Origin of the sequence: Streptococcus plurextorum DSM 22810 (assembly GCF_000423745.1) — a bacterium.
GTDB classification, from domain to species: domain Bacteria; phylum Bacillota; class Bacilli; order Lactobacillales; family Streptococcaceae; genus Streptococcus; species Streptococcus plurextorum.
Genome location: NZ_AUIO01000001.1, coordinates 218,718 through 244,065 on the forward strand (window position 1 = coordinate 218,718; position 25,348 = coordinate 244,065).

The following is a 25,348-nucleotide window of genomic DNA, read 5'->3' on the forward strand; positions in this document are numbered from 1 at the left end:
TAAGGGCAAATTCTGATATAATTCCTAAGGTTGCTATTCCCATAGTTTTGAGATTATGATGTTTTATTTAAACAGAACTTGTAAAATTAATCTAAACAATCGTTTCTTATCATCGCACTGCTTTCCATTTATTTCTTAGCAAACTTTATTTTCTCAATAGAAATTTTCACCAATTGTGGCTTCAGCAACAATAAACTTACGCCATAGATAACCCCGCCTACTATAATTCTCATAAACAAATTTATATAGGGAGGGACTGTGAGTAACTTTGTCATATAGATTCCTAAAAACATTAATAGGCTTGCTATACTATATTTAGGGACGTCCTTACATAACTCTAATATATTGATTTGCTTTCTGATAAAAATAAGCTCGATGAACGCTATAGTAGCCTCTCCAACCACTGACGCAATTGCTGCCCCAACAGCACCATGATGAGGAATCAGAATAATAGACGATACACTAGTAGTAAAAAGACCGCCAATTACAGCAACACTTAAATATTTTGCTTGTCCTGTAGCAATCAAATATTGACTTCCCAACACTGAAGAATATCCCATAAATAATAGTTCTAGAATTAAAATTGACAATACAATATCAATTCCCAAAAACTCCGGTCCAAAAAAGATATCCGAAAAAATATCACTAATTGATATCATCCCAATTACCATAGGAATTGTAATGATATTAACAGCATTAAAAGTTAACTTTGTCAGTTCTATCACTTTCTTAGTGTCTCGATTCTTATAGGCATTAGCAACCTTTGGAAAAATAACTACACCAATAGACGAAACTAACGCCAGTAAAACTCTTATTACCTTATCAGAATTTTCAAAATAACCCGCCTGTGACATCGTTGATAGAGTTCCTAGCAAAACTTTATTTAAAGAAACAAAAATAGTAGAGGCAATCTGTGGAACAAATAAAGCGAACACTGGTGCAAAATGCTCTGCTATATTCAAATTAGTAAACTTAATGCTTGTAATATAGCGTCTTAAATATGTCCAAAGAGTTAGATTCCCCACTAAAGACGACCCCACCATGATTAAAACATATGTATTAAAATCCTGAGGAGTTTTTACAAACAAGAAAATCATCATTACAGATGCTAATTTCACAATAAAATTACGAACAACTGTACGTTTGAAATCTTCCAATCCATCAAACAGCCATGAGACATCAACTGCTGTAGCCAAAATTTGGACTGATTGTATCATAAAAACGGTTCTATAGTTAGGGTATAACCAAATAAAAACTAAGAACATGAGGTAGATAACTAATGAAACAACCAATTTTAGAATAAGGATTTCCCAAAACTTTTGACTTCGCTTCGTTATTGATTCTCGGTAATAAGCAATTGTTCGATTTCCATAAACAGTTGTTCCTAAGTTTGCGAATAGTACAAAATATGTCATGATTGTGTTCGTAAACGAATTGACACCTATCAACTCAGCACCCAACACACGTGATACATAAGGAATTGTTGCAAATGGAACAATAATTAAAAACAACTGATATAGTGAACTATAGATATAATTTTTTACTGTCTTCATAAAACACCTTTATCATATAAAAATGTTGTCATATCATTTTTATACTTGTTTTACACTATTATCTTCAACAGCCATAAACTTGAACAGTAATGGTGTTAATAAGAATACATAAAATCCTTGAGCTTCTATCACTAAGAATAAAAATGCCAGCAGAATAAGTAGTGCATTGTATAAGCGGTACTCTTTACTTCCTAGAATATATAAAATATAGAGCAAAAATAGCCCCGCAATAATTACTCCCTGTGTAAGAGCAAACTTCAGGAAAGTATTATCATTAAAAAGTTGGTCTACACTCCACCACCCTTGCGGTATAATGTTAGGGGTGCTTTTTGGAAAAGGTGTAAAACCATATCTTTGGATGTACAACTTTCCTAATCTAACTCGGTTAGTTAGAAACGTATCTAATTGCATATAAAAGGGATTGGAAGGACTATAGAACATTGAATACAAGGTTCCAAAAAGATAAACTCCAGTAGCCGAAATCAAAAATACAAATTTATTAATTACACATTGAGACAGTCTCTTTCGTAATAAATAAATCAGTATACCGAGTCCAGCTATAAGAATGGACGCTCTTGAAAAAGTTAACCGATAATCTACATACAGCACTACAAGAAGAAAAAATGCAAAATATTGTTTTCTTAAATTTTTAAATAATATAAAACAGTCAAAGAAAATAGATAAGATGACCGAACCTAATGTATTAGGATGAAAAAAACCAAGCGAATGACTGACACCACTCAATTTTAAATAAGATGTATCATTTATCAATCCAAGAACTGACAGTGCTATGACAGTTATCAGCACAAACAATTTTACTGACAAAAGTCCACGAAGGAAACCTTTATTTTCAGGACCAATTAACGGTAAGTATATTAGTATACTTAACAGAGACCAGTCAATATTAAATCTTTTCCAAAACAATACTATAAAGACAATATATATCATTACCAATAAGAGAGATGGTATTGAATCAATTGGTAGCCTTCTTGTCTTATAGTAGTATATCACGTAGGCAAGTAATCCTAAAACAACCGGTATAATATTTATATACTCCGTATGAAAAAAAAATGGAATATTAGACAAAGAAAACATATATAAAATAACACTAATATAAAAAAAGAAATTTATTACTCTCTCTATTCTAATCATACTAACCTCTGTTCACATCTAGTTCACTTGCTAAAACTGTTTCTAGTTTTTTAATTGTTTTATCCCACGACCTCTCTCTTATCATTTCACTGGCTTTTTGAGCTAATGACTGACGATAGGCCTCATTTTCGATAAGTTTCATGATATTTTCAGCCAACGCTTCACTATCTCTTACAGGAGAAAGTAAGGCGTTTACACCATGCTCTGCATACTCAAAAACACCATTATAAGCTGTTGAAACCAACGCGCAACCACAAGCCATACTCTCAGCACCCGTTAAGCCGAAGCCCTCATCAATTGTTGCACAAACAAAAATCGAAGTGTCGTTATATAAGCTCAATAGATCATTGTGATTTGCATTCTGTATATATTTAAAATAATCAGGTAACGTTTCTGGACGATTTGGTACACCAAAAACATTTACTACAACATCATTATATTTTTTTTTGACTATATCAATTGCTTCCAAGGCATATGGAATTCCTTTATGTTCTCCCTCGTGATAAAGCATCCCTAAAGTGTAGGGATTACGTTCGTTTAGTGGAGTAATCACTCTGAAAGTCTCAGTATCTATTGGATTCGGAAGGCATATCGTTTTATTTCTTGTATACGCTCCGACAATCTCACTTAACCAATTGGAAACGGTAAAATTTAGAAAGTCGTATTGATAAGTTTCAACAACTTTATCTTCAGGAAGGATAAATGTTTCAAAATCTTGAATAAAATAACATTTTTTACCACATCTAGATGGTAATTCTTTGACAATCTTAGCTGTGGTTACTGCGGTTGCAAAAATAAAATCAGCGTTAGGAAACTCTCTACCATCTAAATAAGGCGTCATGATTTTTTTTATTTCGGGATTCAAGTAAAACCATGATGGTTCATTCCGCCCTCTAATCTGCCCAACTATTGATTTAATCTTATTATTGCTGGTTAGGCGACTCCATACATTGTGAGTTAAAAAAACAATAGCTACTTCATGCCCTCTTTCTTGCAATCGATTGGCATACTCAAAAATAATTTTATAGCCTCCCATGGGAACTTGACTTATTTCAGGAAGGCAAAAAGTCACTTTCATTCTTCTCTCCTACTAACTTTTGTCATGCAATTCAACCAATTACTAAATGAGTATCTTTCAATAACATGTTTTGGAACAGACTGATATGGTTTGTTTAAAAATTCTATTAAATCTACAGAGTTCACATCATCTAGTACAAGAATATTGTTAGGATTGTAGAAATCATACTCCTTGATACGGGAATTGTTAGTAACTAATTTTTTACCATAAAAAACTGCTTCTAAAGCTCGTAAAGTCAGACCTACTTGCCCGTCTTTATTAATTTCTACAATAACTTTTGATTCTTGAATTTTCTTGATAATTTCAGGGTAGGTAATCTTACTATCAAGATAATTTATTCCACTGCGATTGGACTGTTTATCGTTACTAAAAACATCAAACAGATAGGTCAATTCTGATTCCTCTATCACTCCAGCTAATTGATCCAGTTGCTGTACACGACCTTTATCAGCTCCAACAAAATAAAAATCTCGCAAGACATCTATTTTTTCATCTAGATTAACACTATCCAAAATGTAAAACTGTTCCAAAAAGGTTAACCCATACTCCTTTGAATAATTCTGATCAAAACAATAAACATCAAAATTTTCTTTCAAATATTCAATTCTCTCATTGGGAACATTCCAAAGCCAAATTTTTAATTCAGAGTTTTCTGATATATTCGTTTTGATAAAATCTAGAAGTCTCGGAGTAATTGCATTATCGAAAATAATAATTGTACTATACTCATTTAAATGTTTTTTCCAATCTTCAAGCCAAAATTTATGAGTAACCTCAATTGGTATCCTTTTAGAAATAGCCCTTATATTATGCATTATCTTTGAAGAAACTCTTTTATATGGAGTAGAAACCTCAATATTTGGATAGTGTGAAATTGCTGAAGCAAAAAATTGTTCAAATGAATCAATTTGCTCGAACAGTAATAATGTTTTCCCCATGAGTCTTTACCTATCTCCCCGTACTTTTGACTGAATGTTAAACAAAATTTTTAGCAATCCAAGCCTATATAATAGATATTTTATCCTATTTGGCTGATTTGATAATTTAATCACAGCAAGACTATTTTTAGAAATCTCTTGCTGCACATCTTCCTCTATGTCTGCGTATTGATTTGATAAATTAGATTTATATAAACTTGATAAAATATGCACCAATCCATTAATATAATAAGATTGCAAAATTTCTACTTCAAATTCTTCAAGCTTTTCACGAACAAGTGAAGAATAATAAATCTCTCGATAAAAACCAAACATATCTTTCAATTTTTGCTCATTCCAAGATTGTGTAATCGAGTCCGGGTTCGTAATCAAGTAATGATAATATTTTTGGTTAGTAACATAAACTTTAGTAGCTTTAAGAAATAACTTATAATTTGTTCCTAAATCTTCATAATATTTTCCAACCGGGAACTCAATATCATTATCAAGAAATAGCTTTTTCCTATAAATTTTGTCATTAGCAAATCCTGTTACATCCCCTTGTTTCAACATTTCAAGTAGGGCTTGCTTACCTGATAATTTCTGAATACGAGGTTTAGCTGAAATCAACTTATCTTCCTCAGAAGTCACAAATTCTCGATTGAATGAAATGATATCATATATACATTCTTCAATGATATCAGACAAGTCTGAAAAAGTATTCGGTTCAAGCCAATCATCTGAGTCTGGAAAATATACATACTCCCCTACTGCTTGTTCAATACCCTGATTTCTAGTATCAGATAGTCCTTTGTTTTCTTTGTGTATAACCCTTATCATTTCATATTTCTCCGCATATGAATCACATATTTGAGCAGAACTATCTGTGCTTCCATCGTCAACAAGAATAATCTCATAATCATTCCAAGATTGTACCAGAATACTTTCTAAACATCTTTTTAAATATTTTTCTACATTATAAACTGGTATTATTACACTAAGTAATGGTTTCATAAATTCCTCATATCTTATTAATAGGCACTTAAATACTCTCCACCTTTATTCAACCACTTAACCACATTGAACTATCGATGATAAATTTTTCAGTTCAATACCAACATGCCCCTCTTTTTCTCTAGATTTAAAATGAACCAATGATGTTAAATCTTTATAATCCTTTGATGAAAAAATCACTTTACTCTTGAAGGGTAGATTATCGAATATTTTCATTAATTCATAACTGCATTGGTCATTATCATTGAATTTAAAATAAAGATTATCCCAATGAATACGTGCTAAACGACGTTGCCACTTTTCTCGTGCTTCACTCTCGCTTTGATAATGTAAAAAATGAATTTCAATATCATCTAAAAAAGCAAGTAGATAGCTATTGTCAAATTCCTTAATATATTTAGATTCTCTAACAAATCTAAGAGACTGGCCTCCTGACTTCAAATAATAGTCTAAATTATTAAGTAACTTAATATAATCCGGTGAGAAGATAAACAATCCTACAAATGGCGTTTGGTAGGGTATTCCCAATTCTTGATAAACTTTACCTGCCCAGCAATTATCGCAAATAATAGTAAATTCTTTGTTTTTTAATCGTCTTCGCGGGACAAAGCTAATAACTAGGGTAAATAATGGGCTTTAGTTTATTTTTTATGTTTTCAATATTCATATTACAAACCTTTATATAGTTTTGAAAAATTAGCAATGTAACTGTCTAATGAAAAAAGCTTCTTCTGGCGCTCTACAGAATTTCTTCCAAAGGTTGTCCGTAGATCGTGAGACACCACTAATTTTTCAATTATTTTTGAAAGTGCTTCAGGTTGATTAGCTTCAGCCAAAAGACCATTTTCACCTTCTTTTACCATTTCACAAACACCACCGTGTCGGTAACCGACAACAGGTTTACCACATGCCATTGCTTCTAATACAACCGTTGGTAGAGGGTCTGGATTGGTACTTGGTAGAACAAACATATCAAACATATTATATAACTCGGTAGTATTGGCATAGTAATCAATGCGTTTGATTTGAGCAGCCACTTTTAGGTTGGTGATGTTCTCTTCTAGTTCCTGCACACGCCACTCTTCACCTTCAAAAGCACTACCAGCCATAAAGGCGATAGCCTTTGGATGTTGTTCTAGTATAGGAGCAACTGCTTCTAGAAAATCTCCTTGACCTTTCCACGCATTGACGCGACCAACCATACCAATGACAAGAGCGTCTTCTGCAATGTCGAATTTTTTTCGGATAGATTGGGCATCAGATTGATAATACACCTTATTATCTACCCCATTGTAAATGACACTGATTTGGTCATCTTTGATATGAGGTGACTGTTTGATATGGCTGGCAACAGCCTGCGATACGGTTACAATCTTATCAGCAAAACGACCCATTAAGAGATTAATAAAATCCGAGATAGCTTTTGGTTTGACAATAATTTCATGGACATGCCACAACAAAGGTAATTTGAGTTTTCGTTTCAGATAAATCCCTTCTAAAACGGCAGTCGTATTATTGTGAATTAAATCAATCTGGTTTTCTCTGGCGTATTGAGCAATCTGTTTAGAGTAATGACTATAGGATGTCAAATACTCAAAAATTCCTTTTGGATTGAAATATTTTCTACGTAAAATCGGATAGTTGATAACCTTAACTTGTGCACCAACTTCTCTTAAAGCAGGCACCAGAACACCATCATTGGGCAGAACAACATGTGCCTCAAATTCTCTTTTATCTAGTCCCTTTATGAGTTCCAAGAGAACCTTATCCGCCCCATATAGTTCTGCTCCAGCATGGAGATATAGAATCTTTTTCATCTTTTATCCTTTAAACAACTGCTCATATTCATCACAAATAAACGCCCAAGAAAATCTTTCTTTGACTTGCTTTGTTGATGATTCATCCATTTTTTCTATTTCGTTTTGTGATAGTCGCTCACTCTTGTCAATAACTTCATGAAGACTATCCTTCTCCCAATAAACTGCACCATCTTCCCCAACTTCTTTGTTAAAGCCCACATTTAGTAAAAGATTGAGTTTTGTAGATGCTAGGGCTTCTAACAAGGAAGGATTTGTTCCACCTACTTCATGACCATGGAAATAAGCAAAGGCATTTTCACGGATATACTTGAGTAACTCTTGATCATAAACAGTACCGACAAATTTGATGCGGGCATCCTTATCAAAGCCAGTTTCTTTCAATAGCTTTTCATAGAAGGCATTTTGTTCAACATTGGTAATCAAAACGAAATCTCTCCTTGAGTTTGATTTCATAAACTCACGAATCATGGTTTCGTAATTATTTTCTGGAACAAAACGACCGACCACTAGGTAATAGTTATCCTCTGTAACGCCTTTTGACGTAAACCAATCTCGAACGACTTGATCCGAACTAGAAAGTTTAGAGGCTGAGAGCTCTGTTCCATAAGCAATGTAAGTGGTCTTTGGAGAATATTGTTGATAGTCTTCTTGAATATACTTTTCAATGGTCTTGCTATCACAAACCAATAAATCAGCATGTTTCACCATCAGACGCTCTGACAGCTTCCAGTAACGACGAACAGGATAACTCCACTTCTCACGTAGCCATTCATGACCATCTGGATTTACAAATAGTTGACCACCAATGGCTTCAATTTGCTTCTTGTAATGACGGACAAAAGGTCCAATTCGACAGGCTAAGATATAAAAGATTGGATTCTTATCATTCTTTTCTTTGGCCATTGTAATTGCTTTTTTGAGTGCCATTAAATCATAAGCAATTGCTTTTGCTGGACCAATATTTGGTACGTCTATATTAAAACAAGTTGCTCCATTATGTTCAAAAATATCTTCTGTAATACCTGATTTTGCTGAATTTTCTCTTGTACAAGCAACATAGTATTGGATTGATTTATCTTTTTGGTACTCTGTTAATTTTTCAACAAAGGTTTCAAAACCACCATATTTTGCTGGGATGCCTTTGGAACCAATGATATAAACGGATTTCATATTTTCTCCAAAATCTTATTTGATTTCATTTCTCACACATTGCAATGCCGCACCGATAACCTGATGCATATCATAGTAACGATAATGTCCCAAACGGCCACCGAAAATGACATTTTCTTGCTGTTCTGCCAATTTCTTATAAGCTGTGTAAAGGTGGTTGTTACGGTCGTTGTTAACTGGATAATACGGCTCGTCTCCACGCTTCCATGTCTGAGAATATTCTTTTGTGATAATCGTTTTTGGTTGTGTGCCAAATTCAAAATGTTTGTGTTCAATGATACGCGTATAAGGTGTTTCACTGTCTGTATAGTTGACCACCGCATTTCCTTGGTAGTTTTCCATATCTAAGACTTCCGTTTCAAAACGGAGGCTACGGTATTCCAACTCACCAAGCTCATAATCAAAGAATTCATCAATCATTCCAGTGAAAACAATTTTTGGATAGTTGGCAAGATAGTCATCCTTCTTAGCAAAGAAATCCACACCTGTCTCTACATCAATATTGTCATGAGCCAACATTTTTTCGACAATCTGTGTATAGCCACCGATTGGAATCCCTTGATAGGTATCATTAAAATAGTTGTTATCGTAAGTCAAGCGAACAGGCAAACGACGAATGATAAAGGCTGGAAGTTCCGTACATGGTTTTTCCCACTGCTTCTCTGTGTAGGACTTGATGAGTTTTTCATAAATATCTGTTCCCACCAGAGAAATGGCTTGCTCTTCCAAATTCTCTGGCCTTTTTCCACCAAGAATAGCACGCTGTTCCTCAATCTTAGCCTGGGCTTCCGCTGGTGTTACCACTCCCCAAAGTTTATTAAAGGTATTCATATTGAACGGAAGGTTGTAAATCTCACCTTTGTAGTTTGCAACCGGGGTATTGGTGTAGCGATTGAATTCTGCAAATTGATTCACATAGTCCCAAATCTCTTTATCAGAAGTATGGAAGATGTGGGCACCATATTCATGCACTTGAATCCCTTCTACTTCTTTGGTGTAGATATTTCCTGCGATATGATCGCGTTTTTCAATGACCTTCACCTTTTTACCTTTTTTAGCAGCTTCATGTGCAAAAACGGCACCAAACAAACCTGCACCAACGACTAAATAATCATATTGTGACATTATATTTTCCTAACTATCCTGTCTATTGTATCATAATCTTCTAGAATTGTTACGAAATACGTAACATCCTACAGGATAATCTTCCACACTTATTTCTGGATTTTGTCCGTCGATAAGTTGAGCTAAGACTTTTCCAAGAAGTGGGCCTGTCGTTAAGCCAGATGAGCCTAAGCCACTCACCGCATAGACATTGGGTAAGTCTGGCACTTGCCCGATAAAGGGACAGTAATCACTTGTATAAGCACGAATGCCGACGCGATCACGGCTTCTTTGTGCTTCTCTCAATCGTGGAAAGAAAACTGTCGCTCTCTCTTCAAAATCTGCCAAGATTTCCGTATCAACCCTAATATCAAATCCCATATCTTTCTCATGACTAGCTCCTACTGACACTTTGCCTCCAGCAAACGGAATCACATCGATTTCCCCTTCGGGAATCAAAACAGGATTGATACCTGTATCAATGTGGTCAAAGTAATAATCTCGAAGCTGTCCTTTTTGTGGACTGACATCCACACGATAACCTAAAGGTTCAAGAATTTGTGGCAACCAGGCACCGCAGGCTAATATCACCTTGTCAAACGCTTGGCCATTCACTTCATAAGTGCCATCAGACAGGGGAGTTAGCGTTGCCTTTTCTCTAACGATTGGAAAGTTTGCTTTAGTAAGCAAGGTCTCTGTCAGCTGTGCACCTTCTACACGTGCAGCACCTGTCGCTAAGATTCCTCTATCAAATCCCGCTATGTCAGGATAAACAGCCTGTATCTGATCCAAGGTTTGCACAGATAAGTTCCCAATGAGCGGTGATTCCTCTAAGCGCGACTCAGCTAGAAGCCTAAGCTCCTCAAGATACTCAGGACGAGATTTAAGCAGTAGGGCCCCTGACTGATCATAGAAATCTGCTACAATGCCATCTGCTTGTAAATCTGCTAGCAAATCTTGGTAAAAATCCGCCCCCATACGTGCTAATCGGTACCAGGCTTTATGTCGGCGACGCGAAAACCACGGGCAGATAATGCCTGCTGCAGCCTTGGTCGCTTGTCCTGTCCCTTCATCGAAAATCGTGACCTGTGCTGTTGTTTTTGATAAATAATAAGCGGCTGTGGAACCAACAATTCCAGCGCCAATAATTGCAATCTTTTTCATACCTACCCCAAAGCCACATCCATGACCATCATTATCACAAAGCCTAACATTAAGCCCAACGTCGCAACATCTGTGTTCCCATTGGTTTGTGATTCTGGGATCAATTCTTCCACAACCACAAAAATCATAGCACCTGCAGCAAAGGCAAGTGCATATGGAATAATCCCGAGCATTTGCATCACTAAAGCTGCCCCTAGGGCTGCACCAATTGGCTCTACTATCGCTGACATGGCTCCCCAGTAAAAGGCTGATTGACGAGACTTGCCTTCTGCTCTGATAGGAATAGATAAAGCTGCCCCCTCAGGAATATTTTGCAAACCGATTCCAAGCGCTAAGCCTATGGCGCCTGCAAGTGCTGCCTGCGTTACATTTCCTTGAGCAAGCGAGCCAAACGTCACTCCCACTGCCAGACCTTCTGGAAAATTATGAATGGTAATCGCTAAAAATAACAAGGCCGTTTTTGATAATCTTTCAGGTTCGATGCCTTCAGCTTCTGAACGCTGTTTTCCGAGATGAAGATGAGGCACGACCGCATCCACCAAACGTAAACTAAAGCCTCCCACCAAAAATCCAAAGGCAACCGGTAGCCAGGCTAAATTCCCATATTGGGGCTCTGCGTATTCGATAGCTGGGGCTAGAAGTGACCAGAACGAGGCTGCAATCATGACTCCTGCTGCAAAGCCATTCATGGTATCTAAGAGTTTTCGGTTAATCTTCTTAAAGAAAAAGACGATTCCTGCACCTAATATGGTACAGCCCCAGGTGAAAAGACCAGCTAAAAAGGCTAGCACCACGGGATGCAATGACAACATAGTCGACATAACAAGCTGACACTTTCTAAATTAGAGATGATAAAAAGGATTGGTCCGGCTTTTGGCTTCTAAAACATCTAGTTGCCAGCCCTCCTGAAGGGACCACTCACGCAGAAGCTGTGCAATTTTTTCGATAAAAAGCACTTCAATGTGATGCCCAGGGTCGATAGCCAGTAAACCTTCCGTTAGCATTTCCTGTGCGGTGTGATAATAAATATCTCCTGTCACCAAGACATCTGCTCCCTTTTCAAGAGCTGCTGGGTAAAACTCGTCTCCTGAACCTCCACAAATCGCAACGCGAGAAATCTTGGGATTGTTTTTATCATAAGCAATCAAACGGACACTATCGAGATTGAAGACCGACTTGATTTTCAAAGCAAAATCCTCAAACGATTGCTCTGCTATGTGACCAATACGGCCAATACCAAAGCCGTCCTTAGTTGGTGACAAAGGCTCTGTATCAAAGATGCCAAGACACTCACAAAACCAATCGTTCAGACCATTTGGCACCACGTCAATATTGGAATGACTGACATAAACAGCCACATCATGTTTGACCAAATCAAGCAAAATATTCCGCTGTGGACTTGCCACCAGGTCCTTCACCCCTTTAAAAATCGGGGCATGTTTGGTAATAATCAAATCAACTTGCTGATCAATCGCTTCTGCTACGACGTTTTCACGGACATCAAGCGTCACCATAACACGCTTAACTTCCTTATCGAGCGTCCCAATTTGTAGCCCTGCCACATCCCCCTCAAGAGACAGCTCCTTAGGACAAAAGCTCTCATACCTTGCAATAATATCACTCGCTTTAAACATCTAACACCTCTTTGATTTTGTCAATTTTTCGGGAAATAGCAGAGCGGGCATCCGTATTTATCTCTGGGATCTGAGCTAATGCCTGCCCTAACTTTTCAATCTCTCCCTGCCATTTTGCTTGGAAAACCGTTGATTTTTCTCTTCTCAGATAGCAACCAAAGCGCAAATCCTCTTCTGATAACGCCTGATGCCCATGCTCCGCAACAATGATTTCGTAGTATTTACCGTTTTCAGTCATAATGGTCTCAGCGACAATAAGAAACCCATTGGCCGATAACCAACGCCTTAGATCATCCTCACGGTTATTAGGCTGTAAAATCAAACGCTCAACCTGCGCTAGCTTGTCCTTACCAGCTTCCAAAATATCTGCAATCAAACGCCCTCCCATACCACAGATGGTGATAGCAGTCACACCATCAGAAACATCAAAAGCAGAGAGCCCATTAGCTAATCGCACCTGAATCTGATGAGATAGACCGTGCTCTGCCACATTTTTTACAGCCGAATCAAAAGGGCCTTGGACCACTTCACCTGCAATAGCAGAAGTGATAACGCCAGTTTTGATTAAGGCAATGGGGAGGTAGGCATGATCACTCCCGACATCTAATAAATGACTACCATTGGGAACATAAGCCGCTACTGCTTGCAAGCGGCGAGATAATAGGCCTTCCATAAGCTCACTTTCTTGAAATCATAATCAGAATTATTATAGCAAAATTCTTGATTTTTGGCGATTAGAAAAAGGCATAGTTTAGACCATACCTTCTCTATCCTTTTAGCCAATGATTGAACCGTTAGGCACTGATGCATCTACCGTAAGGACTGTCAATTTGCCGTCATGCTCAGCTGACAAAATCATGCCTTGGCTAACATATTTTTTCATCATCTTACGTGGTTTAAGATTTGCCACAATTTGTAATTTTTTACCGACCAATTCCTGCTCATTTGGATAATACTTAGCAATCCCTGACAGAATTTGTCGATCCTCACCATCACCAGCATCCAGGCGGAAGCAAAGCAATTTATCAGATCCTTCAACTTTTGCGACTTCCTTGACTTCTGCTACACGAATTTCAACAGCGTCAAAGGTTTCGAATTTGATTTCTTCTTTTGTTGATTTGAGTTCAACAGCCTCAGGATCCCAGTCTTTTTCTTCTGGTTTGCTAGAACCCATCTGCCCTTGGATATAAGCAATTTCTGCATCCATATCAAGGCGCGGGAAAATCGGTGTCCCTTTGGCAACAACGGTAACGTTTTGAGGGAAGGCTGACAGCTCTAAATTTTCAAGGTTGAAGCTTACTTCCAAACCTAGTTGCTCCATAATCGCCCTTGACGTTGACATCATAAATGGCTGGATGAGATGCGCCACCACACGCAGGCTTGCTGCTAAGTGTGACATGACTGCTGCTAGCTTCTCTTTGTCAGCCTCGTCTTTTGCTAGTACCCAAGGTGCTGTCTCGTCGATGTATTTATTAGTACGAGAGATGATGTTCCAAGTCGCTTCAAGGGCACGTGGGTAATCCACAGCATCCATGTACTTGTGATACTCAGCAATATTGTCCGCGACAGCTTTTTCTAAATCAGCGTCAAAAGCCGTTACATTTGTCGCAAAGGCAGGCACTTGCCCATCAAAATACTTGTTAATCATGGCAACCGTTCGGTTAAGGAGGTTACCCAAATCGTTTGCAAGCTCATAGTTGATACGGGCAACATAGTCCTCTGGCGTAAAGGTGCCATCAGAGCCAACAGGCAAACTTCTCATCAAGTAATAGCGTAGGGGATCAAGCCCAAAACGCTCAACTAGCATCTCAGGGTAGATGACATTGCCTTTTGATTTCGACATTTTGCCATCTTTCATGACAAACCAACCGTGGGCAATCAAGCGATTTGGCAATGGTAAATCAAGCGCCATCAAGATGATTGGCCAGTAAATGCTGTGGAAGCGCAAGATGTCCTTACCAACCATGTGATTGACTTCTGGATTAACTGTGAAATCCCAGATTTTTCCAGCTTCATCCGTCCATGACTTGGTCACTGTCTGCCCCAACCAGAAGGTGTCAAAATTTGCTGTGTCTGACTGACCGTAGCCAAGAGCTGTCGCATAGTTCAAAAGGGCATCAATCCAAACATAGACCACATGCTTAGGGTTAGACTTGACTGGTACGCCCCAGGTAAAGGTCGTGCGAGACACTGCTAAGTCTTCTAACCCTGGTTCGATAAAGTTTTTCAGCATTTCATTCATACGGGAATTTGGGCTAATGAAATCTGGGTTGGCTTTAAAGTAGGCTTCCAAGTGTTTTTGGTACTTGCTCAGTTTAAAGAAATAAGATTCTTCTGATACCAGCTCGACTGCATGTCCTGAAGGTGCGATACCTCCGATAACATTTCCCGCTTCATCACGAAAGACTTCTGCTAATTGGCTTTCTGTGAAAAATTCTTCATCAGAAACTGAGTACCAGCCTTGGTATTCTCCAAGGTAAATATCGCCCTGCGCCAGCAATTTTTCAAAAACATCGGCCACAACCGTTTCGTGATAATCATCCGTTGTTCGAATAAACTTATCATAGCTGATATCCAGCACTTTCCAAAGTTCCTTAACACCTACTGCCATCCCATCAACATAAGCCTGTGGTGTAATCCCTGCTTCCTCTGCTTTAGACTGGATTTTTTGACCATGTTCATCAAGACCAGTCAAGTAGAAAACGTCTTGATTCATCAGGCGTTTATAGCGTGCCAAAACATCGCAGGCTATTGTAGTGTAAGCAGAACCAATGTGGAGCTTCCCTGATGGGTAGTAAATCGGAGTGGTGATGTAAAATGCTTTATTTGTCATAGTGTTTTCCTTTCAAGGCAAATGAAACCTTTTATTTGGACTAGCTGACACTTGAGGTCAGTTAAATCAGCTACCATTATACCATGTTTACAGGATGAAAAAAACTGTTTTCTTACTTTTCACAAGCTAAGCGGTAAACAGCTTCAGCGTAAATCGCCATAGCCTTATAAATATCTTCGAGTGGCACGCGCTCGTTTTCTTGGTGTTCTGTCTTAGCGGTCTCTGGAAAACCAGCGCCAAAAGCCACACAGTTTGGCATGGTCCTTGCAAAGGTTGCTCCTCCGGAAGTTTTTGCCGGAGTCATGTCTCCCGTTTGATCTTGGTAAACGGACATCAGAGTGGTCACCAATTGGCTTTCTTTAGGAACATAAAGCGGTGCTAAATAATCATGTTCTTGATAAGTCAACCCGTAAGTAGCTGCTGCATCAGTTAGGTCTGACACAAGCTCTCCAACATCAGCTAGCACCGGAATTCGTAAATCCAATCGTACTTCAGAAAAGTCTTTTGTGACCGTGAGACCAGCAACATTGAAAGACAATTTTCCAGATACCTGATCTTCAATTTCTCCCAGTAATTGGGCCCCTGTGGCATCTTCTCCGACACCATTGGCAATAAAGTCTATAGCAGGATGTTTGATCAAGACATCTAGCCCTTTTGATAGTCGCACCAAGGCATTAGTGGCTAAGGGGGCATCTTTAGAGTGCCTAGCCTCCCCCATAACCGTGATTGTCTCTCCTACTTCCTCAAAGGTATAGCCTAATTGCCCTAACCCTTTTGACAAGGCAGGTGCCAGACGACCACTGTAAGTCGCTCTTGCAGGAACAACATTATAGGCTTGACCAATTGCCAAAGCCAAATCACTACTACCCGGCCCCAATAAACGGGCCTGCAACAAGCCCTTTTCAGCATAGATTAAGGGGAAAGAGGCGTCCGGCGCAAAGCCCATACTTGCTGTTTCTTCGTGCTCATTGTAGCGATGTAAACAACGCCATAGCGTTTCCTCATCCGTCCCAAAAATGAAACGAACGCGTTTCGTAAACACTTCCCCCTTGTCCATGAGAGCTTTAACCGCAAAAAGAGCTGCCATTGAGGGGCCTTTATCATCCTGGACACCACGTCCGTAGAGCACCTCATCTTTGATGACGGCATCAAAAGGATCGCTCTGCCATTTGTCTAAATCTCCCGCAGGAACAACATCTAGGTGGCATAAAATCGCCAGCAACTCTTTTCCTTCTCCAATCTCTGCATAACCATAATAGCCCTCAGGATCCTTAAATGTCTGGAAACCTAATGCTCGACAGATTGTCAAAGTTTCTTCTAAAACATCTGAGATGGCTTGTCCAAAAGGTGTTCCATTTTCTCCTTGGTTTAAGATTGAAGGGTAAGAGACAAGGCGTTTAATGGCAGAAACAACCTGTGTCTTGTGTTTGTCTTGAATAAATGCTATCATTGCTATCTCCTTTTGGAATCATTATAACAGATATCACATATTTTTGCATAAAATTACTATTTACAGATAATATTTCGGCGGATTTTTTGCTATAATGATGATATGACTAGAAACGAGGAAAACTGATGACTAACAACTACCATCACCTAATGCTTTATAAGAGCAATCCCACCTGGACGGCTGAAACCATGCCAGAAGCTCTAAAATCACGTCACCGTACAGCCGTTGGCACCTATGCCAAACTCACGATTTTACGAGGCAACTTAACCTTGGCTTTCTTGTCTGAAAATGACGATATCTTATCAGAAGAAAGCTTTTGGCCACAAAGCGAAACACCTTATATAGAGCCTCAAGTTTGGCATAAAATTGCTTCTTTTTCAGATGATTTAGTTTTTATTTTGAATTTTTACTGTAAACCTGAAGACTACTTATCTAAAAAATATGGCTGGACACGCACGCATTCCGAAGTCATTGAAGCAGCTCCGCTATTTCCAAAAGGGGCAAAAATCTTAGACTTAGGCTCAGGTCAAGGGAGAAATTCCCTTTATCTTAGCATGTTAGGTCATGACGTGACCTCTCTTGATGCCGATGGACCGAGTCTTGCTAGGCTGGAAGATATGGCTATTCAGGAGGATCTGCCTTCTCACATCGGCTGGTACGACATCAACTCGGCGAATCTAGAAGAAGTTTATGATGCGATTATTTCGACCGTTGTTTTCATGTTTTTAGACCGACAGGCAATCCCAGATATTATTGCTGATATGCAGAGCCATACCAAGTTAGGGGGCTATAATCTGATTGTGGCCGCCATGGATACCGAGGCCTATCCTTGTCAGATGCCATTCTCTTTCACATTTAAGGAAAATGAACTGCGCCATTATTACGACGGTTGGGAAATGATTAAGTACAATGAAAATGTGGGCGAACTCCATAAGACAGATCAACATGGCAACCGCTTGAAAATGCAGTTTGCAACAATGCTTGCTAGAAAAATTTCTCATTAGGAATTTATCAAAAAAAAGAGCTTAAAACAACACTGTAGTCACAATTGTTTTAAGCCTTTTTCTATTCACATGATTTTATTTAAATACTCTATACTTAATTTGGCAGAATCTAATGCCGACTGATTGATCCAGTTACGATGAGTTTCGATAATAAGACTATCAACTCGATTTTGTTTGCTTTGCTGTAGAATACCATTTAAGTTCATGTTACCTGTTCCTAACTCTAAACAATCTGATTTTAAAATAGATCCTGTTTTCCCCTTAGGACGATAACCACGGTCTGTGAGGTGTACAAAGGATTGGCGATGGCCTACTTTTTTCAATAATTGAATAATATCCACACCTGCTTCTACTGCCCAAAAGGCATCTACTTCAAAATTCAACCATTTTTCATCTGTCTTTTCTAATAGTAAGTCGAATGCTGTTTGCACCCCATTTACCTTCTGAAATTCACAATTATGATTATGATAAGAGAGACTGAGCCCTTGTTCAGCTAACTGATGACCTGCTGTATTAAGTTGATTAGCTAACTCTAGTACCGCCTTTTCATCCGAATAGTCAAACTTTCGCATCCCTGTGATAACAATATTTTTTGTCCCTAAAACCTTGGCTTCAGCCACAATATCACGAGGATTTTCCAAAACATGTCCTAGGTTTTCATGGAGTGCTACAACCTTCAAAGAAGTCTCACTCAGCAACTGTTCCCAGTTTAGGTTGCCACTAGCACCAATCCCCATGCCAGCCATTTGTGTCAATAAACGAATAGTCCATGGCAACTTCCGAATCATAAAACCATTAAGTTCAATGCCATCAAATCCCATCTCTTCAATAGCTCTCAACGTTTCTTGAGCATGACCTTGACTAGAGAAGTGTTTTCTGAGTTGGAATTGTTGAATAGCGGTTCTTGTCATAAGACGTCCATTCCTTTCTCTATAATGGTATGAATTCCTGAAGTAAGGAGATGTTTTTGACCCGTTGATGTCATAAATTCTGCTGTAACATTAGTAGGAACGGTAACAGTGTAAATAATCTCATTTCCACTATACTTCCATCCACTCGTTACGACTCCACACGGTGCTTTATATGTCATACTTATGTGCTCTAAAAGAGGATAAGGTTTAGGGTGTATCATCAATTTGCCAAATTCATAACGAATTCCGCATAAATCCTCAAAAATCCACTGACATATTGCACCATAGGCATAATGATTTAGAGACTCTGAGGGTCTTCCTGATTCGTCAATACCATCCCAAGTCTCCCAAATGGTATTAGCTCCTTTTTTGATAGCAAATAGCCAACTTGGCGCTGTGTCCTGTAGTAGCAAACGATAGGCTGTTTCCACAAATCCGTAATCAGAAAGCACCTTACAAAGATACGGGGTAGATAAAAAGCCTGTATTGAGATGATAATCATTAGCCATGACTAGATCGTTTAAATCAGAAGCAGCAACCCTAGCTTCTTCGTCAGATAAAAGATCGAAAGCAAGTGCCCTGACGTACTCTGCTTGACGGTCGCTTTTAATTCGCCCATCATGGGTAAAGGCGTGGCGGTAAGCTTTTTTGGCTAAATGAGATATTTTGCGATAATAGATTGCATCTTGTTCTTCCCCTAGAAGCTCTGCTATTTCTGATAGCAACCTCCCTGAGTAGGCTAGGTAGGCTGTTCCAACTGTTTTACGCGGATTCATCATTGCTTCCTGAGCTGTTATCCCTGGTTCGCACCATTCTCCATAATCCAGTCCATTCAAAACTGTATACTTTGCATAAGGACCATCTTCTTGATCCTTGCTAGTTTGTTGAGCACGTGCTTCTAAAAACGCATACCATTTTTTCATCATTTGATAAGACCGACGGAGAATCGTGATGTCCCTTGTTCGCTTGTATAGAGCATAAGGTGTTAGAATGCAACTGTCTCCCCATCCAGCGGACATACACAGCATGTCTGTCATAAAACTTCCTCGACTATTCTTAGGAGCAATATTGGCTAGACGTCCGTCAGGATATTGACAGATGCGACACTCACCTAACCACTTTGAAACAATAGGGACACAGTTCATGAGATAAAGAGCGGTATCAATAAATATAGCCACATCTCCCGTCCAAGCTGCGCGTTCTCGTGTAGGACAATCTGTTGGAACATCACAGAAGTTACTTTTCATACTCCAAAGACTATTACTAACAAGCTGGTTGAGTTCTCTATGCGATGAGTCAAATGATAGTAACTCTTCCATATCCGAATAGACAGCAATAGATGTGAAGCTAGCATTCGTCAAGTCTATATTCGTCTCAACCTTTGCATATTGGAATCCCATAATGGTAAAGCTCGGCTTATAGATGTTTTGCCCTTCTTTACAGATAAGCTCAATCATTTGTAGCGCTCCACCTTCTTTATGCCTAGAGGCATCCCTAAAATTTTCTTGTGTAAAATTTCCATGTTCATCTAGGGTCTCTCCGCAATACAAACGAATCCATTGCCCTTCATGAGCTGTTACCGTAATTTCAGGATAACCTGCAAGGTTTTGTCCAAAGTCTATTACCGTTTCACCATTCGGAGTAAGGAATGTTTCCCCAACGAATCGCTCGTGTTCTGTAATCCATACTGTATCTTGATGAACAAGCTTAGGACCAGTCTTATTTGTCTGTACAGGATGCCAATCCGTAATCTTTTCCAATCTGGCATCATAAATTTCACCATGTTGGAGGTCATTTTGCCGAATCGCGCCAGATTGTGACGCTTCCATATTGCTATCAGACTCACAAATCAATTGCCCCTTGCTCTCCAATCGGAACCAGACAGCCACTTTATCACCAAAGAGGTTTCTATCTCCATCAACACCTGAGGTACTCCTGTGCCATCCATCACCAAGTACAATACTTAACTCGTTGTCACCATTAATCAAAAGATTACTAATATCATAGGTCTGTACTCCTAAATGCACATCACTTGAAAACGTCCCTGGTGCCAATACCATATTCCCTACCCTCCTACCATTGAGGTAAGCAACATAGAGACCTTTTGCAGTTATATAAAGGCGTTCTTGCCCTGTTTTTTGATGGTTAAAATATTTGCGCAAATAAGAAGCCGGCTGATGGGGGTGATAGCTAGGAAGAGAATCTTTGGTCGCTAATATTGGTGGGGTGTTCTGATTTGTCCCTTCCATTTTCCAGGCAGTATACTGCTGCTTTGCGTAATCATTCATTGTATCTGAACACTCATCATTGTCATCCCTTAGAGAATCAAGCTCTGGCTCTACCCAAGTGACAGTGATACTGTCCAAATCTAGCCCTGTCTCAAACCAAGTACTTTCCCAAGGACCAGGATGGTTTTGCTCATTCCAAAGACGAATAGACCACCGTATTTGTGTTGCATAAGGAATGGTTATGTTGGGGAAAACTTGCATGTCTGCACTATTTATCTTACCGCTATCCCAAATCATCGTCTCAGAATCATACAGCTGAATGTGATAGGCTGTTTGAGAAATATCGTCTTCACAGTTCCAACTCAACAGAAGATTATACGGGGAAATCCCAATTGGCTTATCCATATGATTGGTACGTAACTGTATCGCTTTCATTGTTCTCCTTCATTCAAAAATCTCTGACTGTTCTAGTTTACATATAGGTAAATACCTTTAATTTTAACAAGGTATACTGATTAAACACTAAGCGACTTGCTTCGTCTCCATTCAGACGACGCCGTGTCTGCCAGTGACCATCACAAAAGTCCCCTTCTTCAAGAGAGATAATATCGTAATGAGGTTTGCGAGGATTTGTCGAAAATGGATGAATCATGCAACCATTAGCAATGATATAATAAACATTATCAGACTCTTTTAAGATAAGACATACCCCGTCTTGACGAGTTACTAGCGGCATATTCATCAGTATTTTGAAACCAAAATCATCAAATAAGATGGTATCATTTTCGGATATCATTGCTGACTTCGTCGCGTCAAAAGGAGTTGATGCAGCCATATCAACTTTTTCAGAAATCACAGCTTGCAAATGTTTCGTATTATATGTTGACGTGAGTAAAGGCATCATGCTATTTAAGGTCTTTGAGCACCATTGATATTCTTCAACATCTTGAGGATGCTGAAGCAAGGGATCTGATGTATCAACCCCAAAGAGATAGGCTGAGATATCATCAAAAGGCTGTCCCATATCTTCAAAGCCAAAAGGTGCATAACCAGCAGCGTGGTAGTGCCCAATTGTATAGATTAATCGAGGTGCCGCATGAGAGTGAGTAGCTGTCTCTGGGATAAAAAGAGGATTGTCAATCTTTGTGTAGGCATCACATACATCCGTAAAATTCGGAACATAAATATCTGGAGCAAAGACATCAATAGAAGGCGCAACATACTTCCAAACCTCCATAACCTTAGCCACTGGTCCACCAGATGGATAGATTCCTGCAACCTGACCTTTATCCAACCAACAATTAACTAGCATGGGCAAATCGTAAACTTTCTTACCTGCACTGGCAACTGCCTCCACAAATCGAGCAATATGATAGGCTGAAAATATCTCTCCAGCAAATTGACCAAAAACATCTTCCCAAGTTCCAGAGGCTTGTCCTTGTTCAACAGCCTCCTTAACGTCCTTGTCCATGGTTTCTGTGTGACTTTTCATGTAATGAAGAAAATCTTTAGGAACCTGACTATTATAGAGCGCATCCGCAAGGTCTGAGTGTTCTCGATCACTGCCTTGCAATCCCACTTCATTTTCTACTTGAATACCAATAACGGTTTGTTCTTCACTGTCAAACTCTTTTAAGTGCGCCATAAATGCTGAAAATGCTCTAGCATCTGCTACCTTTGTCTCCTCTCCCAAATAGGACAAGGTGGTGTAAGGCATGCCATAAAAATCCTTTAGAGTTATTTTATTTTCCCCTTTTTTAACCTGAGCTCTTGGAAAACGCTTTAAATCCGTTTTTACCCATTCTGGAGCGTAGGTAGATTGAGCATTTTTCCAAGTTCCAAACCATAATAGTATTAAATGGAGCTCTTTTTGACGCGCCTTATGAATCAGTGCGTCTACCAAATCAAAATGGAATACCCCTTCACTAGGCTCTATCAATTCCCAGTAAACCGGAGCTAAAACAGTATTAAGCCCTAGATTCTTAGCTTTTCGAAGCGCTTCCTCAAAATAAGAAAGACTGGATGCAGTTGAATTATGTACTTCTCCTCCAATTACGATAAAAGGCTGATTATCAACTGTAAAAACTGTGCGTTTACTTGTCATTTGAACCTCACTTTTTGATTCCTTGAAGAATGCGATTGAGCTGTCTGATCTGCTCCTCGGTAACATTATCGGCATGTTTCAGTAGACTAATTAGCGTCTGACGTCCTAGCATTCGTTTCAAAGCTGGATTATCTTTAACACTTTCTGCGACATCTCCGCGGCTAGATGCTCCTTGACTCATCATTTGTTCAACAATCCGTCCAGCTTCTGGATGGGACTGCAACTCCCCTAGCGTATCTTGAATAGAAAAACTTGTTTCGTCAATTTCCCCGTCAAACCAATTGGTAACAGTCCTCATTTGTTTGTTAAAAACGTAATCTAGGTTGGGTTCAGCTACCCGTCTAATCACGATACTACTAGTGAATTGATTCGCACGCGCCTCCAGTGTATGTTCTGCCTCTATGGGAACTTGAAAAGTAAACACACGATCACTGGTCTGTTGCCCTAACAGCAGACCATCTTTATATAATGCTACTGATCCTAGATTAGAATAAATTTTTATGGTTGTGACTTCCTCTGTCCTATCAACATATCTACTGCCACAAATATGCAATACTGGCTCCTTGCTCCAGGCAGATTTATACAGATAAAAAGCATCTTTTTTTACCCGACGGTCAAAGGTCACTAGGCCTTTTTGATTTAACCCATGTGCTCCTCCTTCGTCACGTCCATCTGCGGCAAAATCAAACATATTCCAAACATAGGTAGACCAAAGCCAAGGACGTTTTTCAATCATGTTCAGCATGTGCTCATGATAAAGGGATTGATAACTTTCAGTATAGTCTCCCCGCTCAGGAGAATTGCTTTGAAAAGCAATATTGGCATCTGCACCATATTCAGAAAAACCAATAACACGATCTGGATAAGTCGTATGAAAATGATCAAAGAATTGGTCGGTTTCCTCTAATTCTCCCAGATACCAACCGAAATAAAGGTTGTAACTATTAATATCTGGAATGGTTAGTATCGGACTATCTGTTTCCAACATAAAAACGTTTGCCATCGTCGTCGGTCTCGTCTGATCTAATGTATGACATAATTCATTTAACAAACGATGGTTTTCTAGTAAATCTTCATTGACGATACTGGCTGCTGTAATTTCATTAGAGAGTCCCCAACAAATAATCGACGCATGATTATAATTTTGCACAATTAATTCTTCCATTTGAGATAGAGTATTGGCTCTTCCCTCCGTCATATGCATCGTAATATAAGGAATCTCTGCCCAAACACATATTCCTTTTTCATCACATAAATCATAGAATTCTTGAGCATGTTGGTAATGTGCTAGCCTGATCGTATTCGCTCCCATTTCTAAAATCAAATCCATATCTAAACGATGCTGTTCTTCAGAAATAGCATTTCCCATAGCTTTGAAGTCTTGATGCCGAGACACTCCACGCAGTGGATATGAGCGTCCGTTCAGCATAAAACCATTTTGCGGATCCATTTCAAATTGACGACATCCAAATCTCGCTGTCTGCCTTTCACCATTTTCAAGGACTGCTTCTGCAAGATAGAGGTAGGGATCTGCTATGCCGTCCCATAGTCTAGCGTCTGTCAATGTCATCACAGTACTCGCTTTTCCCTTCTCAACAGGAACAATTACGGATTGATCTCCAATTTTAAAGGTTACTTGATCAGCATGCTTTATCCAAGATTCTAATGTGACTTCTACCGTCTTATCCTCTAAATCAATAACGACAGGGGTTACTTTTAAAGCCGGTGCACCACAATAATCAAGATTAAAATGACACTCAGGAACCACTAACAAGTGAACCTGTCGATAGATACCTCCGTAAAACGTAAAATCTGCTTTTTGAGGATAAACAGCATTCTCCTCATTACTAACCTTTACAATAATTTCTGTTTGATCTGATAACTCCTCTGTAATGGCTACTCGAAAAGTAGAGTAGCCACCTTCATGCTTAGCTAGATACTTTCCATTGACATAAATCTCAGCTACCATAGCAACACCCAAAAATTCTAGATAAACTTGACCATTACTTGGCACATCAATCGTATCCACTACATGGCGATACCAGCCTTTCCCGCGAAAGTAATCATTACCACCATCTTGTCCATCAACAGCATTCCATGTATGAGGTAGCGTTACTATTTCTGAATCTAACCAATTTTCTGGAAGACAGTCTCCTCCTTTAATAAATTCCCATCTTGTTAATGATTCACGTTCCATTTTTCCCACAATCCT

The 25,348-nt window shown here is 39.0% G+C and carries 20 protein-coding genes; 1 reads left to right on the top strand and 19 read right to left on the bottom strand.

The window, feature by feature from the left end; genetic code table 11:
• Positions 1 to 128 precede the first annotated feature (128 nt).
• The 15 genes from G575_RS0101125 to G575_RS0101195 all read right to left on the bottom strand — a co-directional run bounded on the left by G575_RS0101125 (position 129) and on the right by G575_RS0101195 (position 16,889).
• Positions 129 to 1,553, bottom strand: a complete 1,425-nt coding sequence (locus G575_RS0101125) for a flippase (RefSeq protein WP_027971096.1) — start codon at positions 1,551 to 1,553, stop codon at positions 129 to 131.
• Between the two features lie 39 nt (positions 1,554 to 1,592).
• Complete coding sequence (locus G575_RS0101130) at positions 1,593 to 2,705, bottom strand: hypothetical protein (protein ID WP_027971097.1); 1,113 nt, start codon at positions 2,703 to 2,705, stop codon at positions 1,593 to 1,595.
• A gap of 1 nt (position 2,706) precedes the next feature.
• Positions 2,707 to 3,783, bottom strand: a complete 1,077-nt coding sequence (locus tag G575_RS0101135; protein WP_027971098.1) for a glycosyltransferase family 4 protein — start codon at positions 3,781 to 3,783, stop codon at positions 2,707 to 2,709.
• Positions 3,780 to 4,721, bottom strand: coding sequence for a WaaS/CpsH family glycosyltransferase (locus G575_RS0101140; protein ID WP_027971099.1), 942 nt, complete (start codon positions 4,719 to 4,721; stop codon positions 3,780 to 3,782). Before G575_RS0101140 ends, G575_RS0101135 begins: the two co-directional genes overlap by 4 nt.
• Before the next feature lie 6 nt (positions 4,722 to 4,727).
• Positions 4,728 to 5,714: a glycosyltransferase gene (locus G575_RS0101145; protein ID WP_027971100.1), complete on the bottom strand. Its 987-nt coding sequence runs from the start codon at positions 5,712 to 5,714 to the stop codon at positions 4,728 to 4,730.
• 57 nt (positions 5,715 to 5,771) lie between these two features.
• Positions 5,772 to 6,329 (bottom strand): DUF1919 domain-containing protein, encoded by a 558-nt coding sequence (locus tag G575_RS10895; RefSeq protein WP_342664493.1) that lies wholly within the window; start codon positions 6,327 to 6,329, stop codon positions 5,772 to 5,774.
• 53 nt (positions 6,330 to 6,382) lie between these two features.
• Positions 6,383 to 7,531, bottom strand: coding sequence for a glycosyltransferase family 4 protein (locus G575_RS0101155; RefSeq protein ID WP_027971101.1), 1,149 nt, complete (start codon positions 7,529 to 7,531; stop codon positions 6,383 to 6,385).
• 3 nt (positions 7,532 to 7,534) lie between these two features.
• Positions 7,535 to 8,704 (bottom strand): beta 1-4 rhamnosyltransferase Cps2T, encoded by a 1,170-nt coding sequence (gene cps2T, locus G575_RS0101160; RefSeq protein WP_027971102.1) that lies wholly within the window; start codon positions 8,702 to 8,704, stop codon positions 7,535 to 7,537.
• Positions 8,705 to 8,719: 15 nt separating this feature from the next.
• Positions 8,720 to 9,829 carry a UDP-galactopyranose mutase gene (gene glf / locus G575_RS0101165; protein ID WP_027971103.1) on the bottom strand — a complete coding sequence of 370 codons (1,110 nt, stop codon included), beginning with the start codon at positions 9,827 to 9,829 and terminating at the stop codon, positions 8,720 to 8,722.
• A gap of 30 nt (positions 9,830 to 9,859) precedes the next feature.
• Positions 9,860 to 10,972, bottom strand: a complete 1,113-nt coding sequence (locus G575_RS0101170) for an NAD(P)/FAD-dependent oxidoreductase (RefSeq protein ID WP_027971104.1) — start codon at positions 10,970 to 10,972, stop codon at positions 9,860 to 9,862.
• A 2-nt stretch (positions 10,973 to 10,974) separates the two neighbouring features.
• The gene (locus G575_RS0101175) at positions 10,975 to 11,793 is read right to left on the bottom strand and encodes a ZIP family metal transporter (RefSeq protein WP_027971105.1); all 819 of its coding nucleotides are present in this window, start codon (positions 11,791 to 11,793) and stop codon (positions 10,975 to 10,977) included.
• Positions 11,794 to 11,814: 21 nt separating this feature from the next.
• Entirely contained in the window at positions 11,815 to 12,606 is a 792-nt protein-coding gene (locus G575_RS0101180) for a Nif3-like dinuclear metal center hexameric protein (RefSeq protein ID WP_027971106.1), read from the bottom strand.
• A complete protein-coding gene (locus G575_RS0101185; RefSeq protein ID WP_027971107.1) occupies positions 12,599 to 13,279 on the bottom strand; it encodes a tRNA (adenine(22)-N(1))-methyltransferase in 681 nt (226 codons plus the stop codon). The genes G575_RS0101180 and G575_RS0101185 overlap by 8 nt, the downstream gene beginning before the upstream one ends.
• 102 nt (positions 13,280 to 13,381) lie before the next feature.
• Positions 13,382 to 15,439: a methionine--tRNA ligase gene (gene metG / locus G575_RS0101190; protein WP_027971108.1), complete on the bottom strand. Its 2,058-nt coding sequence runs from the start codon at positions 15,437 to 15,439 to the stop codon at positions 13,382 to 13,384.
• A gap of 112 nt (positions 15,440 to 15,551) precedes the next feature.
• Positions 15,552 to 16,889, bottom strand: a complete 1,338-nt coding sequence (locus G575_RS0101195; protein WP_027971109.1) for a M20 family metallopeptidase — start codon at positions 16,887 to 16,889, stop codon at positions 15,552 to 15,554.
• Between the two features lie 125 nt (positions 16,890 to 17,014).
• On the opposite strand from G575_RS0101195, the gene tehB reads away from it, so the two are divergent.
• The gene (gene tehB, locus G575_RS0101200; protein ID WP_037622422.1) at positions 17,015 to 17,893 is read left to right on the top strand and encodes an SAM-dependent methyltransferase TehB; all 879 of its coding nucleotides are present in this window, start codon (positions 17,015 to 17,017) and stop codon (positions 17,891 to 17,893) included.
• A 65-nt stretch (positions 17,894 to 17,958) separates the two neighbouring features.
• Here the strand turns inward: tehB and G575_RS0101205 are convergent, their stop codons facing one another.
• From G575_RS0101205 to G575_RS0101220, 4 genes are read right to left on the bottom strand one after another with little or no spacing between them, the layout of a single operon-like run.
• Positions 17,959 to 18,804, bottom strand: a complete 846-nt coding sequence (locus tag G575_RS0101205) for a sugar phosphate isomerase/epimerase family protein (RefSeq protein WP_027971111.1) — start codon at positions 18,802 to 18,804, stop codon at positions 17,959 to 17,961.
• Entirely contained in the window at positions 18,801 to 21,467 is a 2,667-nt protein-coding gene (locus G575_RS0101210) for a family 78 glycoside hydrolase catalytic domain (protein WP_027971112.1), read from the bottom strand. Before G575_RS0101210 ends, G575_RS0101205 begins: the two co-directional genes overlap by 4 nt.
• Before the next feature lie 37 nt (positions 21,468 to 21,504).
• The gene (locus G575_RS0101215; RefSeq protein ID WP_027971113.1) at positions 21,505 to 23,136 is read right to left on the bottom strand and encodes a GH35 family beta-galactosidase; all 1,632 of its coding nucleotides are present in this window, start codon (positions 23,134 to 23,136) and stop codon (positions 21,505 to 21,507) included.
• 7 nt (positions 23,137 to 23,143) lie between these two features.
• Positions 23,144 to 25,333, bottom strand: coding sequence for a glycoside hydrolase family 2 protein (locus G575_RS0101220; RefSeq protein WP_027971114.1), 2,190 nt, complete (start codon positions 25,331 to 25,333; stop codon positions 23,144 to 23,146).
• Positions 25,334 to 25,348: the final 15 nt, after the last annotated feature.

What these genes read in the sequence shown, in the direction of transcription:
- G575_RS0101140 (WP_027971099.1), bottom strand. Translation starts at nt 4,721, where the DNA reads ATGGGGAAAACATTATTACTGTTCGAGCAAATTGATTCATTTGAACAA.
- G575_RS0101135 (WP_027971098.1), bottom strand. Translation starts at nt 3,783, where the DNA reads ATGAAAGTGACTTTTTGCCTTCCTGAAATAAGTCAAGTTCCCATGGGA.
- G575_RS0101180 (WP_027971106.1), bottom strand. Translation starts at nt 12,606, where the DNA reads ATGTTTAAAGCGAGTGATATTATTGCAAGGTATGAGAGCTTTTGTCCT.
- cps2T (WP_027971102.1), bottom strand. Translation starts at nt 8,704, where the DNA reads ATGAAATCCGTTTATATCATTGGTTCCAAAGGCATCCCAGCAAAATAT.
- metG (WP_027971108.1), bottom strand. Translation starts at nt 15,439, where the DNA reads ATGACAAATAAAGCATTTTACATCACCACTCCGATTTACTACCCATCA.
- G575_RS0101210 (WP_027971112.1), bottom strand. Translation starts at nt 21,467, where the DNA reads ATGAAAGCGATACAGTTACGTACCAATCATATGGATAAGCCAATTGGG.
- G575_RS0101125 (WP_027971096.1), bottom strand. Translation starts at nt 1,553, where the DNA reads ATGAAGACAGTAAAAAATTATATCTATAGTTCACTATATCAGTTGTTT.
- G575_RS0101195 (WP_027971109.1), bottom strand. Translation starts at nt 16,889, where the DNA reads ATGATAGCATTTATTCAAGACAAACACAAGACACAGGTTGTTTCTGCC.
- G575_RS0101205 (WP_027971111.1), bottom strand. Translation starts at nt 18,804, where the DNA reads ATGACAAGAACCGCTATTCAACAATTCCAACTCAGAAAACACTTCTCT.
- glf (WP_027971103.1), bottom strand. Translation starts at nt 9,829, where the DNA reads ATGTCACAATATGATTATTTAGTCGTTGGTGCAGGTTTGTTTGGTGCC.
- G575_RS0101155 (WP_027971101.1), bottom strand. Translation starts at nt 7,531, where the DNA reads ATGAAAAAGATTCTATATCTCCATGCTGGAGCAGAACTATATGGGGCG.
- G575_RS0101145 (WP_027971100.1), bottom strand. Translation starts at nt 5,714, where the DNA reads ATGAAACCATTACTTAGTGTAATAATACCAGTTTATAATGTAGAAAAA.
- G575_RS0101175 (WP_027971105.1), bottom strand. Translation starts at nt 11,793, where the DNA reads ATGTCGACTATGTTGTCATTGCATCCCGTGGTGCTAGCCTTTTTAGCT.
- G575_RS0101130 (WP_027971097.1), bottom strand. Translation starts at nt 2,705, where the DNA reads ATGATTAGAATAGAGAGAGTAATAAATTTCTTTTTTTATATTAGTGTT.
- tehB (WP_037622422.1), top strand. Translation starts at nt 17,015, where the DNA reads ATGACTAACAACTACCATCACCTAATGCTTTATAAGAGCAATCCCACC.
- G575_RS0101220 (WP_027971114.1), bottom strand. Translation starts at nt 25,333, where the DNA reads ATGGAACGTGAATCATTAACAAGATGGGAATTTATTAAAGGAGGAGAC.
- G575_RS0101215 (WP_027971113.1), bottom strand. Translation starts at nt 23,136, where the DNA reads ATGACAAGTAAACGCACAGTTTTTACAGTTGATAATCAGCCTTTTATC.
- G575_RS0101185 (WP_027971107.1), bottom strand. Translation starts at nt 13,279, where the DNA reads ATGGAAGGCCTATTATCTCGCCGCTTGCAAGCAGTAGCGGCTTATGTT.
- G575_RS0101170 (WP_027971104.1), bottom strand. Translation starts at nt 10,972, where the DNA reads ATGAAAAAGATTGCAATTATTGGCGCTGGAATTGTTGGTTCCACAGCC.